Annotated in this window: 10 protein-coding genes; 9 read left to right on the forward strand and 1 reads right to left on the reverse strand. The window is 57.5% G+C overall.

From position 1 onward, the window contains the following. Positions 1 to 14: 14 nt before the first annotated feature. From L1249_RS03380 to L1249_RS03420, 9 genes are all read left to right on the forward strand, one after another. Positions 15 to 2771: a phage tail tip fiber protein gene (locus L1249_RS03380; protein WP_235253346.1), complete on the forward strand. Its 2757-nt coding sequence runs from the start codon at positions 15 to 17 to the stop codon at positions 2769 to 2771. Further along, positions 2768 to 3115, forward strand: coding sequence for a hypothetical protein (locus tag L1249_RS03385; protein WP_235253348.1), 348 nt, complete (start codon positions 2768 to 2770; stop codon positions 3113 to 3115). The genes L1249_RS03380 and L1249_RS03385 overlap by 4 nt, the downstream gene beginning before the upstream one ends. Before the next feature lie 3 nt (positions 3116 to 3118). Next, positions 3119 to 3913: a hypothetical protein gene (locus tag L1249_RS03390; protein WP_235253350.1), complete on the forward strand. Its 795-nt coding sequence runs from the start codon at positions 3119 to 3121 to the stop codon at positions 3911 to 3913. Between the two features lie 64 nt (positions 3914 to 3977). After that, positions 3978 to 4490, forward strand: coding sequence for a hypothetical protein (locus L1249_RS03395; protein ID WP_235253352.1), 513 nt, complete (start codon positions 3978 to 3980; stop codon positions 4488 to 4490). Continuing rightward, the gene (locus tag L1249_RS03400) at positions 4487 to 5107 is read left to right on the forward strand and encodes a hypothetical protein (protein ID WP_235253354.1); all 621 of its coding nucleotides are present in this window, start codon (positions 4487 to 4489) and stop codon (positions 5105 to 5107) included. The genes L1249_RS03395 and L1249_RS03400 overlap by 4 nt, the downstream gene beginning before the upstream one ends. Before the next feature lie 2 nt (positions 5108 to 5109). Next, entirely contained in the window at positions 5110 to 5586 is a 477-nt protein-coding gene (locus L1249_RS03405) for a hypothetical protein (RefSeq protein ID WP_235253356.1), read from the forward strand. Continuing rightward, on the forward strand, positions 5583 to 5843 hold the full coding sequence (locus tag L1249_RS03410) for a hypothetical protein (RefSeq protein ID WP_235253358.1): 261 nt from the start codon (positions 5583 to 5585) through the stop codon (positions 5841 to 5843). Before L1249_RS03405 ends, L1249_RS03410 begins: the two co-directional genes overlap by 4 nt. A 9-nt stretch (positions 5844 to 5852) precedes the next feature. Further along, positions 5853 to 7097 (forward strand): hypothetical protein, encoded by a 1245-nt coding sequence (locus L1249_RS03415; protein WP_235253360.1) that lies wholly within the window; start codon positions 5853 to 5855, stop codon positions 7095 to 7097. Further along, positions 7097 to 18145 (forward strand): LPD38 domain-containing protein, encoded by an 11049-nt coding sequence (locus L1249_RS03420; protein ID WP_235253361.1) that lies wholly within the window; start codon positions 7097 to 7099, stop codon positions 18143 to 18145. The genes L1249_RS03415 and L1249_RS03420 overlap by 1 nt, the downstream gene beginning before the upstream one ends. Here L1249_RS03420 and L1249_RS03425 read toward each other — a convergent pair. Further along, entirely contained in the window at positions 18132 to 18347 is a 216-nt protein-coding gene (locus L1249_RS03425) for a hypothetical protein (RefSeq protein WP_235253362.1), read from the reverse strand. The genes L1249_RS03420 and L1249_RS03425 overlap by 14 nt on opposite strands. Between the last annotated feature and the right edge of the window lie 122 nt (positions 18348 to 18469).

Here is an 18469-nt window from a genome sequence, read left to right on the forward strand (position 1 = left end):
ACCGTGAGGTGCCCATGAACCGACGCCGTCGGACACTGCCGCCCGTGCCGCCAAAGGCGCCGAGCGAGTTACGCCCCCTGATTGCCGCCATGACCGAGATTCTGGAAACCGGCGAAGGCGTGCGGGGTGATCCGCTAGACCGCAAGGTCACGTTGCGTGACCTGTTAGATAGCGGCATTGGTCGTTTAAAGCCCGGTATGCGCCCTGGCCAGGATGGGAACTTGGATTCTGGTGCACTGCCGCCCGCTCCTGATCTCACAATTCCTCCCGCGCCTGCAGGCTTTGATGTGCAGGGCGGCTTCTACGGCATGATCAATCTGAGCTGGACGATCCCCGGTCAGCAGTACCGCAACCATGCCTATACCAGCATCTTTCGCAGCGAAGAAGATAACTTCGCAAACGCGGAGCTGATTGGCCGTGAGAGCGGGGGCTTCTATACCGACTACGTGCGTGACGATGCGGTTGACCCTAACGACCCCACAAAGCTCAAGGGTTATTACTACTGGATCACGTTTACCTCGATTGCAGATGTAGAGGGGCCGCCCAATAGTCCTAACGGCACCTATGCCGCACCAATAGCAGACCTTGGCTATATCATCGAGCTAATCACTGGGGAGATTGATGACAGTGTTCTGGCGCAGTCTCTGCAGGAAGAGATCGCCCGCATAGGAGAGCTTGATACCGCTCTGAATGGCCCTGAATCATTGGATGGCACGGTAGCGAACCGTTTGGCTCAAGAGCGCGAGGCGCGTATTGCCGCCCTTGATAGCGAGCGACTTGAGCGAATTGAAGGCTTGACGTTTGAGGCACAAGCGCGGGCTCAGGCGATTCAGCAGGAAGTCGAGAATCGCACGACCGCGATAACGCAAGCCGTAGAGCAGCTTGAGCTAGAAGACAGCTTGCTGGCTCTGCAGCAAAACGTGATAGCGGCTTCCTACAATGCCAATGCGGCCTCGATCTACTCTATGTCGCAAGTGCGTATTAATGACAACGAAGTCTTTGCTACGCAGATCGACCAGTTGTTTGGCAGTGTCGACGATAACGAAGCGCTGATTCTTCTTGAGCAGCAAATTCGCATCGATCAATTTAGCTCGTTGTCGACGCAGGTTGGCATTTTATCGGCGCGCCTCGATGCTAGGCCTTCTCTTGCCAGCAGTTTCGAGGCGGGGAGCGACTTCAACGCTTGGTCTGCTACCAGCAACAACGCTCTTGCTGCGGAAACCAGCGATGTTTACGCAGGCCAGCAAGCGGCTCGCATTACCTCTTCGCAGTCGAGCGCTAATCCGCAAACGGGGGGGGTACGCCGTGCCGTGGATGTCGATACAGCGACCGAATTTGCTGGCAATGAAGTGCGCTTTTCGCTTTATGCCAAGCGCCCGAGCAGTAACGCCAGCAGTGAGTTTGCCGTTGCCTACTGCGTGGACGGTGTCTTTGGCGAGTGGGTGCGCTTCACGCCGACCAACGAGTATGCCTTTTACGATGTGATCGTTGATGTTCCGGCAGGGAATACCGGGGCGGCGCACGAACTGGTGATTTGGGGCGACACGTCGGGGACAGGTAAGAGCGTGCTGGTAGATCGTGTACTGGTGACGTTTGCCGAAGTCGACATACCCGAAGTCACTGCGGCGATTGAGCAAATTCAGCGGGCACTGGCGGAGCAGGAGCAAGCCGTCGCGAATGAGCTTCAGGCGTTTCTGTCGCAGCTTAATGCCAATACTGCGTCTATTCAAAACGAGTCAGAGACGCGTAGTACTCAGATCGACGCGCTGGCCACCGACCTTCAAACACTGACAGCTCAAACTCAAAATAATACGGCTGACATTGTTGCCGAGCGTGAGGCCTGGTCGTCGGCGGTTGACGCATTAGCGCTGGACGTAGAGAGCCTGATGGCGTCGGTGGGCGAAGATGTGGTGCTGGTATCCGAAGAAGCACGTATCAGGGCGGCAGAGGACGAGCTGCTGGGCTCGATTCAGCGGGTGATGTCAGCGACGCGCAAAACGGCGGCGGCAACATTTTACGGGCTGGAAGAGGTACGCACCGATGATAAGCAAGCGACGGCGCGCCGAATCGATGGGCTAGAGGTAGAGCTCGGAGACGCTTTCGCCGCCATCGAGGAGACGCAAAGCATTCTCGCCTCTGAGACGCAGGCCTTATCCAGCCAAGTCACGACCATAGCCTCTGAGCTAGGCGACAACCTCGCAGGTGTGCAGCAGACGTTCGAGACGGAAATTACGAGAGTCGACGGTGAACTGACCAACCTTGGTGCGTTGTACACCGTGCAGATTCAGGCGAATGGGCTGGTGGGCGGCTTTGGCGTTTACAACGACGGCTCTCAAGTCGATGCGGGCTTTGACGTGGATCGCTTCTTTGTAGGACGCACTAATGCCAACAAGCGGCGGCCGTTCACCATCGTGAATGATGTGGTCTATATGAACACGGCCATGATCCGCAATGGTTCCATCCAAGAGGGTCAGCTAGGTGCCATCACCATTGGTAAGTTTTTTCTTGATGATGGCACGCCCGTAACCACAGCAGGCGGCCTTATTCGTGCTGATGCCATTGACGTGGACAACCTTAGCGTGGCCGAAGCGGCTACTTTCACAGGCGTCGCACAATCCTCTAACTGGCCCGCGAGTGGCTGGCGGCTGCATCCCAATGGGGGCTTCGATCTCAAAACCTCGAGCTCTGGTGGCCGGATGGAGATGTTCGGCGACCGGATGAGCGTCTATGACGATGGCGGTAGGCTGCGCGTCAGGATTGGTCGCTTATGAGCTATGGTTTTGAGATATACAGTCCTGGCGGCCAGCTGTGGCTAAGTAGCAATGATCTAACGGTTCGCACCGTGGGCTCATTTAGGCTTTATGGCACTAGCGGCAATATTTACAACGCTGCTATCAACCCAAACGCTACTTATTCCCTCGCCTTCACCCACTATTACACCGGCGATATTGCCTATCAAGTAGGCCCTCAGTACATGGACGCCGTCGATAACATGCCCGCAAGCGGGGTGTTGCCTCCTAGGATAACGGTGACTTTTTATCAGGGGCGCGCTTACTGGCAGAGCTCGTTTGATCTGAAGGGCTATGCGTACTTATCAATTTTCTCGACAGGGTGAGACATGGCCTACGGCATTGATATAAGAAACAGTAATGGGCGTGTTCTTATTGATGGGGAGAATCAGAACTACTTTTTAATCCTTCGGCGTTCAATCACCGTCACCTTCAACCGGAAGCCGGACAACATTGAGAATGGCTGGTTTCCCAAAACGGTATTTTTCCCCAACGTTATCACAACGCAGGCTCCTCCTTACTTGTGTTTAAGGCATACCGGTGGGCGACCTGTAGGAATAACGAAGCTCATTGGCTCGCCGGGTAATTGGCGTGGCTTTGACGCTTGCACCAACTTCATCGGTAATCCGGATAGAACAACATCGTCGGTTAGCAGCAACATTGAATATGAAGTGTATATCAATGCCCAGAATGCAATTGGCGCGGCCATTGCGGCAGGCTATTGGTTTGATGCCACTCACGGCATTTATGTCAATGATTCTAGTGGCGGGCGCGTTTTTGATTCGCGTTTGATAAACCAAGCCATTATCAACACAGGACGGATCAATACCGGCATTTCAGAGTTCGAGGCCCGAGACAACGGTCTGGACTTGAACTCGTATAACTATTTCAATAGCAGAGTAGGTAGCACGGTATTATCGTTTGGCAATAACATGATGATTGATTTTTACCCGCTAATGGCGGTGTATGGTCGGCAGCATAAGATGCGGCCTTTTTTGGTCGGAAACACAGTTAGGCTGTATTTTGTCTGGGAGCACCGACGTTTTACCGAGGCTGTTGGTTTTTATGGCTCACACACTGATGTAACTCCTGGGTATCTATTAACGAGAAGACAGTCGTTTTAATAAACCAACTCCTAGCTATCCCTGCTACACTATCCCTTTAAATTGCCCCACCGTGAGGTGCCGCATGCCCCGCCAGAATGAAGCTACGTTTTTACGTGGCGTACTCCGCAATAACGAAGCGGCCGCACAATTTTGCGAGATGCTGTTTCGTATTTCCCAAACGCTCGACGACCTCGTTGATAAAGACAATCCAGTAGCTGATACCACGCTCATCCGCACGTTCTGGGAAGCGCTGATAGAGCTGCCCGCGAATCCGTTTTACCGCGAGCATGAACCTTACCTACGCCCGCTTATGGCCAGTGCGCTACAAGACTGGCGTGATAGCGCGTGTCTGGAGCGCTCTGACAGCCGCCACTACAAAACCCTAGCCTTCGTGCTTCGCGACCAGTTAACGGCCGTGGTGACGCAGTGTGCCTATCTGGTCGGTGGCTATGAGTGGATGAACAAGGTCAGCTTATCGATTCGCGACCACTTTCATGAAGACGGCCTTGATGACTACTTGGCTGGACTCGATCCCACGCAAGACGAAACGTATCAGCAAGATGTCGACGCATCGCTGAACGGGGGTGACCAGTGAGCGGCGGTGGCGGTGGTGACAACACGGTTAAGGATACCCCTGAGCAACGCCAGCTGGCCCAAGTCGCTGCCGAAAAGTGGAACTTTGCCCAAGAGAAGCTAGCCCCGCTTGAGAACGCGTACATGGAGTCGGTGGGCGATATGACCAGCGACGCCAATATGAGCTACATCGCGGGCCGCACGCTCCAAAGCCAGCAGCAGGCCGTGAGTGAGGCAAGTGACCAAGCGGGTTTGCAGTTAAGCCAAGCAGGCATCGACCCTTCTAGCGGTCGCGCGCAATCCACGATGAACGGCATCGCGCTGGGCGGTGCCAGCGCAGGCGGTGAAACCCTCGGGCGCGCTCAGTTTGAGCAAGAGAACCAGCAGGTGCAGGGCCTGCAGAATATTGTGGCCATCGGCCAGGGGCAGGCAGGGCAGGCACAGCAAGGGTTATCGAGCGTTGCCAGCCAGTCGGCAGCCGATGCTCGGCAATCCGCTGCTACGCGCTTTAACCGTCGCAGCGCCAACCTACAGCTGCTTGGCCAGGTGGCTGGAGCGGGCGCATCGAACTATCTCAACAAGCCCGCACCGGCACAAGGGCTCAATCTCTACGATCAAGTCAGCGCAGGCGGGGTGTGATCATGCAATACCAACCCACGCTCGGACAAATTACCTACGCTCCCTCTGAAACCGCACAGCAGCGCGTCGACCCCAATCAAGCCATGCGCGGTGACCAAGGGGCCTCACAGCTGTTGGGCCAGCTCAACCGCGCTCAATGGGCCGATTGGAAAAACCGTTTCGCCCCCTACGTCGATGAGCTGGCCCGCGTGGCCCAAGACAACAACGCCCCAGGCGCAGCCGCTGCCAATGCCAGTAATGCCGTGGGCTTGGCGTTCGACAGCAGCCAGCAAGGGCTTGCCCAGCAACGCCAAGGGTACGGCATTAGCCAGACTCCCCAGCAGCAAGCCGCCGAAGAGCGTCGCACCAGCCTAGAACGTAGCGCCTCCATGGTGAGTGCGGGCAATGAGGCACGCATCTCTGCCCAAGATCGTCAGGACGCCATTCTGGCGGGCGGCATGGGCCTCTCCAATATTCCTGACAGGGTGATGAACCAATGAGCTACGGACTATTAGGCCTTCGCCAACAAATGGAAGGCCAGGCCATGCAGGGGCTAAGTGATCTATCGGGCCAGCAGCGCCAAGCCAAGCAAGCCGAAGAGCAAATGGAGCAGGCCGAGAAAACCCAGAAAATGCAGGCCGTGGGCATGGGGGCAGGGATTGGCGCTATGGCGGGTGCAAAGATCGGTGCGGTGGGTGGCCCCATGGGTATGGCGATTGGCGCGGGCGTTGGCTTTCTCGCCAGCTCAATTTTCTAGGAGGTCACTATGTCAGGACTCGATACACGCGGCTTGGCCAGCGGCTTCGCGCAAGGCTTTGGGCTGATGAACCAGTATCAGCAACAGCAATTCCAGAATGAGCGCGCTGAAAAACAGGATGCGATGCAAGCCGAGCAATTCGACATGCAGAAGCAACAGTTCAGTGCCCAGCAAGAAGATGTGCAGCGGCAGCGCGATATGGAAGAAATACAGTTCACGCTCGGCAAGATCGGCTCCGGCATGGACGTCGCCGAAGACGAGCTGGAAACCCTGCGCCGGTACCCGAAGTTTTGGGCCGCGCTAGATCCGCAGACAGACGCGTCGATCAATCAGGCCATGGCAGTGATTGACCCTGACACCACTGTCGACGCCAACGATCCAGAAAGCCTGGAAGCCCTCAATCAAATGTTTGGCGCTGAGATTAACCGCGGCGAAGGTGGCCAAAAGCGCGTGGTCGGTATGTACCCGGCCCCAGACGGCCAAAGCGTGGCGCTTGAGCTTGAAGTCGTGGGCGAGGACGGCAACACCTACCGCGCACCGATGACCGAAGGGCGCGGCACCGCTGATGACGACTTGGTGAAATACGTACCGGTGGAGGCGCTAGTAGAGCAGGTGCAAGGCATGCGTTTGCTACGCAATACCATGCGCACGCCAGAAGCCCAGCAGCGTGCGACACAAGTGCTTGGTTTGTTGCGTGGTGATAGCAACGAGCGTTGGGAGCAGGTTGAAGGGCCGGGCGGTTCTATCCTGCAGCGCAATACGGTGACCGGCGAAACGAAGCAGGTGATTGGGCGTGCGCCTCAAGCAGGGGGCAGTGGTAGCAGCACGCCAAGCCGCATTCAAGAGGCACAAGCGCTGGTGGAGCGCGAGGTCTACCCAACCTTCGCAGAAGCCTACGAAGCGGTGCGCGCCAGGGCTGGTGAGAGCTCGCAAATGGACACCCGCTATATCAGCTTCCTTGGCGATGAGCTTGACCGGGTTGATGAACAGCTGGACTCGTACTCTTTATCAGAAGAAGCGCGCGTAGAGCTATCTGCCCGCCGTGAGCAATTAGCTCAGGAGCTAGATGTGGCCTCACGCCAAGCCTTTGACCGACCTGGAGGCCAACAAGCCGCCAATCAACAGCCGGCACAACAGCCAGACCAGCAGCCGGAAAACACCCAGCCAGGTGCCCCGCAAGTCGGCCACGTAGAAGACGGTTATGAATTTTTAGGCGGCGACCCCGCGAACCCGGACAATTGGAGAGCGCGCTAATGGCAGCACCATGGGAAAAGTATCAGCAACAGCAGCCCTCAAATGCCGCGCCTGCCAAACCGTGGGAGCGTTATGCAAGCCAGGAAGCGCCCGCTGCTAGTGAACAGCCAGTAGAGCCAACAGGGTTGGCCATGGAGCGCGCGCCTCAGCGAGAGCAGCCTCAATCGTCTGCCGAGCAGCCGTCTGACTCTATTCGCGCGAGTGACTTTGGACTGGAAGCGCTAGAAGGTGGTGTGAGTGGCACGGGTTACGCCGTGGGCGGCGCCGGTGATTTCCTTTCCTGGGGTGGCGATTTAGTGGAGTCCGGACTGCGCAAACTGGGCTTGGGCGACCTGATCGATAAAGGCGATGCCGCGCTTGGTGGCATGGCACCGAGCGATGCGTTCCAGGCGTTTGAAGGCTGGATGCAGAAAGGTTCGGAGCAAATTGACGCCAGCCAGACCGAAGCCTTCCGCGAAGTAATGAAGGACAGCACGCCAGAAGGCGACGTGTTCAAGCCTAGTACTTGGTCCATGGGTGAAGACCCCAGCGTTACCGGCTATGCCGCGCAAATGGCCGGACTGATCGGCCAGTTTGCGCCGCAGGCGGCCACTATGCTGGCAGGCTCGCCGCAGCGGGTGGCGGTGGCCATGACTCTAATGGGTGGCACGCAGGCCGGTGGCTCGCAAGCCAACGAGGCCGAAGAGCGTGTGATGGGCATGGACGAGACGCAGCTGAGTGAAGCGTCAACGCTATACCGCGACTTGCGCGATAACGGCCTAAGCCATGATGAAGCCCAGCAGCAGACTGCCAAAACCGCAGGCGCAGCAGCCTTCTTGGGCGGTGCGCCCATAGGTGCAGCTGGCGGTGCGGTCACCAGTTACGTGCTTGGCCCTATGCAAAAAGCAATTGGCGGCGGCATCGCAGGCCGCACAGTGGATAGTGTCGGCCTTCAAGCGCCCGCCGAAGCACTACAGGAAGTAAGCGAGACCATGATGGCTCGCGCTAATACCAACCGCGCCATTGGTGGCAACCAAGATATAAGCGAGGGCACTTTTGGCGATGCTGTATTGGGCGGTATGTTCGGCGGCGGCCTTGGCCTTGCGGGCGCAGCCGGTGGCGGCTTAGACGCCACGCCAGAGCGCACGCCTAATGATGCTGTCCGTGAGCGCACGCCAGAAGATATTGCTGCGATCAACGAGCGGTACGATAACCGCGAGCCACCATCACAGCCTACTCAAGAGCCAGAGCCTACGGTTGACGCTGCGCCAGAAGCCGAAGCGGCACCAGAGCAAGCAGCAGGCTTGGATATGGATGCCCAGCGCCGCTGGGAAGAAGCGTGGCGGGAGCAGGCTGCCCAAGATGGCATTCCCGACTACGATCCTAACGCCAACCTGCCCGACACCACGATCACGATTAACGGTGAGCAGGTGGCTGATGAATCTCTGGCACCGCCCGAAACACCGGACGTTGCGCGCCAAGACGAGCAAGCAGAAGAAGTGACTCAAGAAGTAGCTCAAGAAGTAGAGCACCCAGCAGTGGCCCAGCCTGAGCCAGCGCTTGCCCCTGACCAGCCCTCGCCCAATCCTGACGCCAAGACGCCGCGCCGTGTACCTGTTGAAAGCATCAAGGTAGACCCTGAAGCCTACCAGTTCCGTACAGAGGTTAATGAGCAGGGTGTAGACACGCGCCTGGAAGGCGTCAAGAGGTGGGACGACCTACGCGCGGGTAACCTAATCCTGCATGAGCGCACCGATGGCAGCGTGTACGCCGCCGATGGTCACCACCGCATTAACCTAGCTCGCCAGCTACAACAGCCAGACGTGAACGCGATTGTGCTGCGTGAAGCCGATGGCGTTACCGTTGAGGATGCGCGCCGTGCCGCCGCTGAGGCGAACATTGCCGCCGGTAGCGCCACTTCGATAGATGCCGCCAAGGTGTTCCGGAACAGCGAAGGCGATATTGATACGGTGATTCGCGAGAGCAACCTGCCACGCACGCAGCTTGTGCGCGACGGTGCCGACATTGCCAAGCTGGACACTGAGCCGTTTGGAGCGGTGCTTAACAAGGTCATTGCCGAAAAAGACGGTGCAGTCATTGGTCGGTCATTTTCAGACCCCGACCAGCAGCTCGCCGCCGTGGGCGTGTTCCAGCGCGTGAAGCCGACCAACGATAATCAGCGCGAGCTGCTAGCCAATGAAGTACGCCAAGCTGGCTTTGCTGAAAGCCAAGGCGAGCAAGGCGGCTTGTTTGGTGATGATCCGGCAGAATCTCTCATTGGTGAGCGCGTGAAGGTCATGGATAACCTGCGCCAAACCCTGGTGCGCGACAAGCGCTTATTCGCTACGCTGAATGATAACGCCCAAACGGCTGAGCAGGCAGGCAACCGCATCGCCAAAGACCGCAACAACGCCCTGCAGGAAACCTCGGCAGACGCTATTGCGCTACTTGAGCGGGCGACAACCACGCCGGAAATTAACCAGCAGATCAATGACGCCGCGCGCCGTGTGAAGGATGGCGAAACACTGGCCAGCGTGACGCGAGAACTTAAAGAGGCACTACTAAATGGCTCAAACAGCCCAGCAACGAGCGAAGGACGTACACCAGCACCTAGCAGCGGACAGGCTGATCAAGCAGGGCAAGACGCTGGAAGAAGTGAACCAGTACCTGCAGTCAACGACGCACGAACAGCGCGTGCAGGAGAACAACGCCCACGCCCTGGAGCAGGAGCGCAAGCAGAGCCAGCGGTAACGCTAAAGACCGACGGCAAGCCGTTTCAGACGCGCAAAGCCGTCGAGCTATCCAAGCGCTTCCGTGATACGCCCAACGCCCAGCCCGTTGAGGTAGAGGGTGGATGGGGTTTTGTGGCACCAGACCTCAATTCAGTGCCTGGAGAAAATGCTGAAGCCAGCAATCCCCCAAGTGATGAGCGGCTGTATTCAACGGATGAGCTGGCCGATCAGCTGGCTGACAAGTTGACTAGTGAAAAAGGGCTTCGAAGTGCTCTGGTAGACGACCAGGCATTAAGCATGGCAGTTGAAGCCTTTTTTAATACCATGCAATCCACTGATTTCGCCATGCAGTTGCCTGCCGCTCGCAGCAGGAAGGTTAATCCAGAGTTATATCGCCAGCAGCGAGAGAGCTACCAAAACCTCACGGTGCAGAAGGTCGTTGAAAGCATAAAAGCGAGACGTAACGATGATGATGCCCCTCTACAGGGACGAGTCAACGACAGCGAAAACACCACTCCTCTGTTGGAAATGCAAACAGAAGAAAGCCTTGCGCAACGCGAGCAGCAAGTCCAACAGGCTGAACAGGCCGAAGCCAACCAGCGCAACCAAGAAGCGCAGCGCGCCCAAGCAGACCGCGATGCTGAAGACTTTGTGCTAAGCGGCAGCAACCGCACCGCTGATATTGCCGCCTCGCGTGGGCAAAGTGATATTTTCGGCGCACAGCCAGCACAGCCGCCTGCTGAGGCTCCTGCGGTCACATCCAGAGCAAGTAAGCCGCGCAAGCCTCCTAAGCTAAACCCACGTCAGCAGCGAGCAAGCGAAGCCTTCGGCGGCGCCGTGCCTGGCGATATGATCACGATGAATCGCGATGCCGGATACGCACGCACTGGAAACGGCTACAGGGTCAACGCCATAGGAAAAGATGGCAGCCTGGATATCACTAATACGGAAAGCGGTAGCTCCACCGTTATTAGTCAGGGGGAGTGGCTGGGGGCTTATCGAAACGCGAATGCAACCCTTGCTCAGGTGGTGAGCCAGCCTGAGCCTGACAGCGAAGCGCAATCACAAGATAGCGCCTGGGGCGATACCAATACACTGGTTAGCCGCGACCGAGCCGAAGAGATTCGTGCACGCTTGCGGGCGAAATTAGGGCAGTTAAATAGCGGCATCGACCCCGAAATGCTGTCTTTAGGTACCGAGCTGGCAGCTTTCCACCTAGAAGCCGGTGCGCGGCGCTTTACCGACTTTGCGCGCACCATGGCGCGTGATCTCGGTACCAACGTAGAGCAAATACGTCCTTACCTGCGTGCTTGGTACAATGGTGGCCGCGATATGATGGAAGATAGCGGCCTCGATGTGACCGGAATGGATGATCCCGGCGCGGTGCGTGAGGCGCTGAATACACTAACCAACGAGGGCGACGCCGATGTATCAAGTACCGGCCAGCGTACTGAACCAGATACTGGAGTCTCAGCCGCTGAAAACGACGTGGGCAGAGAAGCTGTTCGCGATGGATCAGGACGAGCTCAACGAAGCGATGGAGAGCCAAGCCCAGGCGCTGGAAGTGAGCGGCGTTCCCGACCCGGTCGCCCTGGCGTATCAGAAGATAGCGCCGGTACTGGCCGAACAAGAAGCGATAACCGCGTACATCGAGGAGACGGGGAGTATGACGTTGCGCGCGAGCCTACCGGACGTGACGACAGCGGACGAAGCCGTGATGGTGATGACGGAGGAGCACCGACTGACGCCCGAGCAAGCCGAACAGTTACACGACATGCTCAAAAGACTGTCGATGCGGTAAGTAAGGCTGCACCCGCAGCGATTGCTCAAGATGATGTGGTACCCGCGTCACTGGATAGTATTGCCGAAACCTTGCCGCAGCTTCTCAAGGTTCAGCAAGAAGATGTTGCTTTTGCTGAGCGCCGCTTTTTTGAAGCTAACGGGCGTGGCGTTTTATTCGCTAACGGCACCGGCACCGGCAAGACTTACTCAGGCTTAGGCGTTGCCAAGCGTCACGCACTAATGGGCCGCCCCAATATCTTGATTGTGGTGCCTAGTGACAAGATTGCGCGCGACTGGATGGCCGCCGGCGAGAATGTCGATCTAAGCATTAAGCAGCTGCGTGACACCCGCGACAATGGCGGTGAGGGCTCTGTTATCACCACTTACGCCAACATGAGGCAGAACAATAGCCTGGCTGAGCGCGAGTGGGATTTAATCATTGCCGACGAAGCCCACAACCTGCTACAGCGTGACGAGTTCCAGGAAACCGGAGCGCTTTCTACGCTTCGCGCACTCACTGGCTACCCTGGCTCGGCGCGGCGCTTAGCTGAAATGCAGCGGCCTGACCTGGTTGAACGGCTAGAAACACTGAGATCGCAGGCAGAGGCCGCTCGCGTACAGTCCCTTGATAGTGGACGAGGTGAGGATGCCAATAGAGAGACGCGGCTGTCTGAGGAGCGAAAGCAGGTAGCCGACGAGCTTGACCAGCTAGCTAAAGACATTGAACAAACCCAGGCGAGTAAGTGGGAAGCGCGCGGCACGCGGACTGCCTTCTTATCAGCGACACCGTTTGCCTATCGCAAATCAGTAGAGTGGGCTAACGGCTACCTGTTCGATTATGACGAAGGCCAGACGCGCACCGACGGCACGCCCAGCTATAACCAGGGCGACGCGCGCGAGCGTTTCTTCATGCAGAACTTCGGCTACCGGATGCGCTACAACAAGCTCAACACGCCGGGGCCGGAAGTTGACGTTGCGCCACTGGAGCGCGAGTTCAACGAAAAGCTCAAGAAAGACGGCGCCATGCGTGCCCGGATGCTGGAGGTTGACCAGGATTACGACCGCCGCTTCCAGCTGGTGGCCGACGGCATTGGCACGCGTATCGATGAAGGGCTTGAGTGGATTCAGGAGCGCGCACGCGCTGCCCGCGAGCAAGGCCGCGAAGGCGATGAGCAAGCGCAAGCCGAAGCGTCCGTGTGGGACGAGCTTTCCGAGCGTATCAGCAAGCGCTTCAACTACCTGAACCGCGCGTATTTGCTGGAATCGATCAAAGCCAAGCACGCCGTTCCTTATATCCAGCAGCACCTCAAGCAAGGTCGCAAGGTCGTGGTTTTTCACGACTACAACAAGGGTGGCGGCTTCCACCCCTTCCGGCCAATGGCGGGAGAAGGCGACTCAAACATTTTTAAGCGCCTGGAAGCCGAACGCCCGGATCTATACAACCTTGACCTGACCGGCTTGCAGTCGCCGCGTGATGCGCTCAATAAGGCTTTTGGCGAACGCATGGTGGAGTTTAACGGCACCGTCAGCAAAGGCGAACGCGCGAAAAACGTCGAGCGCTTCAACCGTGACAATAGCGGCATTGACATAATCGCCGTGCAGACCGACGCCGGTAGCGCGGGTATTTCCCTGCACGACACCAGCGGCAAGCATCAACGCGTACTTATCAACCTTGGCCTGCCGGTGAAGCCGACCGCGCAGATTCAAACCGAAGGCCGTATTTACCGTGTGGGCGTTCAATCCAACGCGATACAGCGCCTAATGAGTACCGGGCTATCAATGGAACGCTCGATGGTGGCCAGTAAGCTCGCCGAGCGGGCAGGCACTGCTGAAAACCTAGCCATGGGCAATCTGGCGCGCGCGCTGAAAGACAACATTATCGAAGCGTATCAAGACGCGGATAATTACCCAGCGGGCATGGAAGGTGAAGGAGTTGGCGGTAAAGAGCTTGATCGCACCGCTGCAGAAATGACCGACTTCGACCGCGCTAGGTCGTTCTACTACGGTCAGCAGAAGCGCAATGCTCGCAATAAATCCCGCGAAGGCAAGGACTACTTTGCGACGCCTGAACCGGTGGGGCTCAAGATGGTGGAGTGGGCCGGTATTCGTGCCGGTGATGATGTTCTGGAACCGAGCGCAGGCCATGGCGCGATTGCGCGCTGGATTCCCGAAACAGCGCAGACGCACCTAGTTGAGCCGTCCTATGAGCTGGCGTCTCGCCTTCGCCTAGCCGCGGGGGATGCCAAGGTCTATGAGACGACGTTTGAAGACCTGGCGAAATCCAACAAGTACGACAGCATTGTAATGAATCCGCCGTTTGGGCTTGGTGGCTCAACGGCGATTGCACACCTGGACCGCGCGTTCAAGACACACCTGCGCCAAGGCGGCCGTGTGGTGGCGTTGATCCCTACGGGGCCTGCTGCCGATAAGCGCTTTGACAAGTGGTTTGAGGAAACGGAAGGCGTCAGCATGGTCGCTGATATTAAACTACCAACCTCAACGTTTGAGCGTGCAGCGACCAAAGTAGCCACGCGCATCGTCATTCTGGATAAGCGCGCAGACAACGAAGCGGGTGCGCCTAGCCGCCTCATCGATCTAAGTAATGCCGACTCTATCAACGACCTGTTTGATCGCATTGAAGGCGTTGATATTGGTCGCAATCGTCCCGAGCCGCCAACCGTAGCGCAAGTAGACACGGCGGCAGCAAACTTGTCAGGCCAAGGCGCTAGCTTTGAGACAGCGCAAACAACCCACGCCAAAAAAGGCATTGAGCTGTTTGTTGCCAAGATGAATGGCCGCGTGGAGCGCAACGCCTTTAACGCACTGCGTGACATAGCTAAAGCAAACGGCGGCTACTGGTCCAGCTATAAACGCGACGGTGCAATCCCTGGCTTTCAGTTTGAAAGCGAAGCGCAGCGGCAGGCGTTTATTGAGGCCGCAAGCGAAAACGCCAACGATCAGCGCTACTCTGTAACCCCTCAGTCCGACCGCCCAGAAGCGCCACCGACCGCCGAAGATGTGGTGACAGCGCTTGAGAGCATGAGTGAGCAACTAGGCGATTTCGAAGTGGTAGAAAACACCACTCAGCTACCGCCTATGTCGCTGCTGAAAATGGCCCTAAACGGAGTCAATCCGCTTGATGTGCGTGGCTTCTATGAAGGCAACCGCCTGTACATCATCGCCGAGAACAACGACAGCGTTGGCGAGGCGGTGCGTACTGCCATCCATGAGGCGGTGGGCCACAAGGGCATCCGTGGCGTATTGGGCGCAGAGCTCGAGCCGGTGATGCGGCAGCTGTATCGCCGCCTTCCGCACAGCCGCATTGGGCGCGAGGCGCGGGACGAAGTGCTGCGTGATTACCCCTTCCTCGACACCAGCAACCCTGACCACCATGTCACCATCGCCGAAGAGATGGTGGCGCACCTGATCGAAAATGGGCATCGGCCTGCCGCATGGCAGCGCGCCGTGGCAAAGATGAAGGAGCTGCTGCGCCACTTGCTCCCTGCGATCCCCTGGACCACTACCGACGTGCTGGAGCTTGGCGAGAGGTCGCGCGACTACCTGCGCCGTCAGCAGGCCGAGGCCGACGACGGCCAAGCCGACAACATGACCTTTGCCATGCGCCGCCGCACAGATACCAGCCGTGTCTCCGACGAGTTCAGCGACCTCGACGCCGACCAAGCCGAGGCTCTCGACATGATCGGGCCCCTGGGGGTGACCGGTTCTGCCATGGCCAAGGTGCGCGATATCGGGGATCGCGCTGCGGTGAAAATGCGCGCCGGCCTAGTGGACAAATACGCAGCCCTAAAGGAGCTGGACGAGAAAGCGCTGGGACGCGACTTCATCGAGAGCAGCACTGCCTCCTCCAGCTGGATCCTGGCGCGCATGGCACCGGCAGCGCAGGGCGCGTTGCATACGCTGATTCATAGCGGCCGCATCCGTCTCGACCCTGAGCAGAAAGTCATCGAGCTGCAGGAGGGCGAGAAAAACAGCTTGCACGAAGTGCTGGCCCAGCTGGGCGATGCCGCCGAGGTAAGCCGCTTTATGGGCTGGATCGCCGGTAACCGTGCTGAAAAGCTGCGGGAGCAAGGCCGTGAAAACTATTTTGAAGAGCGTCATATTCGCGGTTTGATGGAGCTGAATAACGGTCGCGCTAAAAACGGCGAGGCTCGCCGCACGCTTTACCCGCGCGTGTTTGAGCAATTCCAGGCAATTCGTGACGACGTGCTGAGCATTGCCGAGCAGTCTGGCTTGCTGCGCAAAGCGATGAGCGAGCCAGAGGCCGCGCTCGTGATCGCTCGCCAGTACGGCGCTCCGGAAGCGCTGGTGAATAAGCTAAAGCGTGCCGATGTCTCCATGCGCAATGATGCCGATGGCGACATGCTCGACAACGCTCAGGCTATATATGCGCAGGCGCGCCAAGAGCTTGAGCAGTGGCTAGACACCTACGTCAACGACACATTGCAGCCGGATGCGCTGAACACGCCAGACCAGCAGTACAACAACATCATGCAGGAGTGGGAGTCGTTGACCCGTGACCAGCGCGAAATTTGGGCGGAAGAGTTTTACGTCCCGTTCTACCGAGTGCTGGATGAGAACACGCACGATGTACAGGGGCCAGCTTCCACGGCAGGTCTGACGCGGCAGCGTGCCTACCAGCGCCTTAAAGGTGCGGATATGCGCATTGGCGACCTGCTGGAAAACACGTTGATGAACTACCACCATCTGCTCTCGGCCTCTCTGAAAAACCAAGCGGCCACGCAGGCCATCGAAAACGCAGTAGCAGTAGGCATTGCAGGCGAGGTGGCCGAGTCAAACCGTGATCCTAAATCGTCGACGTTCATTCTGCGCGATGGCAAGCAAGTGTTTTACGAGATCAGCGATGACCTAGTGTACAAAGCGCTGGTGAACATGACAGACGCGGGCATGAAGGCAGTAATGGATAGCTCGGGCTTGAAAGCCATGCGCTGGTTTAAGCGTTTGCTGACTAACATGGTCACGGTCACGCCTGAGTTCGTGGCGGCGAATACCATCCGCGACTCTCTGCAGTCGGCGGCGGTAACACCGGCGGGCATGAACCCCCTATGGAATGCTGTGCGTGGCGCAGGTTACTACGCCAACAAGCGAAACCGTGCGCAAATGATTGCCAGCGGCGGCTCCTTTAACTTCGGTCACCTCTACGGAGATCGGAGCGACGAGCTCAAAGCCCAGCTAAACCGAAACCTGCGCCGTGCCAAGGTAATCAACGACCCGGGTGCCGCACTGCAAGCGGGCAAGTTCCTGTGGCGTCGCTGGAATGAAGCCACCGAGTTTGCTGAAAACGTGAACCGTGCCAAGGTGTACCAAGCCAATCTTGATAAAGGGAAGCTATACGCCGCCTTTCAGGCGCGCGACCTAATGGACTTCTCGAACCACGGCAGTTGGTTTATGACGCGGTTTCTCATTGATACCGTGCCGTTCTTAAACGCACGCATTCAGGGCCTCGATAAGTTGTACCGCGATGGCTTTAAACCAACACTACTAACCGCCTTTGGCAAAGGTAGCGATTCGGACAAGGTGCGAGCCAAGCGTTTCTCTATTGTGACCGGTGCGTTGATGGTGGCGTCTATCGGCCTGTTGATGCACAACAACGATGACGAGGAGTACCAGGCATTGCCGGAATGGCAGAAGGATACCTATTGGTACATTCGCAACGGTGATGACGTTTATTTCATTCCGAAGCCGTTTGAAGTAGGTGCCATTTCCACCATGGCCGAGCGCGTCACGCAGCAGTTTATTGACGACACGGCAGGTGGCGACCTGTTTAAAGAACGGCTATGGCACATGATCAGCCAAACGTTCAGCTTTAGTCCGGTACCGCAGGCGGCAGCGCCGTTATTGGATATCTATGCCAACCGTGATCCGTTCCGTGATCGGCCGATTGAACCCTATTGGGACCAGCAGCTTTCGCCTAGCTTGCGTTTCCGGTCTAGCACCACCATGCCAGCGCGCTGGTTGTCAGGCAGCCTTGAGAACGTTATTGGCAATGACAGTATGCTGGCACTCTCACCGCTGCAGATCGACTACCTAGTGAATGGTTACTTGGGAAGCGTTGGCGGCTATGCGGCAGGCATGTCGGATACGTTCTGGCGGCGCGCCAATGGCCAGCAGGCACCCAGTAGCCGCTGGACGGAATCACGGCCTATCCGTCGCTTCTATCGTGACTTAGAGACGCCGGCTTATTCGACGCGTTACATGGATGTTTTCTATCAAGGCCTGCAAGAAGCTGATCGGGTTTATTCAGACTTGCGAAAAATGGAAGAGATGGGGGCAATAGAGGAGGCGAGGGAACTTGCCCAGAACAAGGGAGACTTGCTCCGCTTGCGCAAGCAGCTGCAGGATGCGCGCGGCGACCTATCCGACATTAACAAGCGGATGGATCAAGTGCGCCAAAGTGCAGAGATGGACCCGGACTATAAGCGTCGCGAGCTTGAGCGCCTACGCACGGTGCGAAACCGCATTGTGGAAGTGCTGGGAAGGGAGGTAGAGCAACAGCGACTGGCTAACGACGCCTAAATGCATAGATGCCCATGGCGATAGCCAAGCCAAACAGGAGGGAGTGGTGGTTGACCAGTAGGCCAGCCACCAGAAAAAAGGCAGGGATGCCAACCCAGCTAACGGCCAGCCACATACCAAGGCCGCCGTTTAACTGGGTCATCACTAGCCCACCGAGCATCAAAAGCGTTACTGCGATGCCAAGTAAATTGCCTAATTCCATTGCAGGCTCCAGTAGCTTTTCATAGAGGGTACATCTGCAGGCTATTTACTGCGAGGGCCTTGCAATGCTGATTGATGTGATCAGGTAAGCGAAGCTATAACGTTTCTATCAGTACGTTTGGC

It is taken from the genome of Halomonas sp. Cn5-12 (genome assembly GCF_021532545.1).
Taxonomy (GTDB): domain Bacteria; phylum Pseudomonadota; class Gammaproteobacteria; order Pseudomonadales; family Halomonadaceae; genus Vreelandella; species Vreelandella aquamarina.

Excerpts from the sequence above, each read along its gene's own strand:
- L1249_RS03380 (WP_235253346.1), top strand. The coding sequence starts at position 15 with ATGAACCGACGCCGTCGGACACTGCCGCCCGTGCCGCCAAAGGCGCCG.
- L1249_RS03385 (WP_235253348.1), top strand. The coding sequence starts at position 2,768 with ATGAGCTATGGTTTTGAGATATACAGTCCTGGCGGCCAGCTGTGGCTA.
- L1249_RS03390 (WP_235253350.1), top strand. The coding sequence starts at position 3,119 with ATGGCCTACGGCATTGATATAAGAAACAGTAATGGGCGTGTTCTTATT.
- L1249_RS03395 (WP_235253352.1), top strand. The coding sequence starts at position 3,978 with ATGCCCCGCCAGAATGAAGCTACGTTTTTACGTGGCGTACTCCGCAAT.
- L1249_RS03405 (WP_235253356.1), top strand. The coding sequence starts at position 5,110 with ATGCAATACCAACCCACGCTCGGACAAATTACCTACGCTCCCTCTGAA.
- L1249_RS03410 (WP_235253358.1), top strand. The coding sequence starts at position 5,583 with ATGAGCTACGGACTATTAGGCCTTCGCCAACAAATGGAAGGCCAGGCC.
- L1249_RS03415 (WP_235253360.1), top strand. The coding sequence starts at position 5,853 with ATGTCAGGACTCGATACACGCGGCTTGGCCAGCGGCTTCGCGCAAGGC.
- L1249_RS03420 (WP_235253361.1), top strand. The coding sequence starts at position 7,097 with ATGGCAGCACCATGGGAAAAGTATCAGCAACAGCAGCCCTCAAATGCC.
- L1249_RS03425 (WP_235253362.1), bottom strand. The coding sequence starts at position 18,347 with ATGGAATTAGGCAATTTACTTGGCATCGCAGTAACGCTTTTGATGCTC.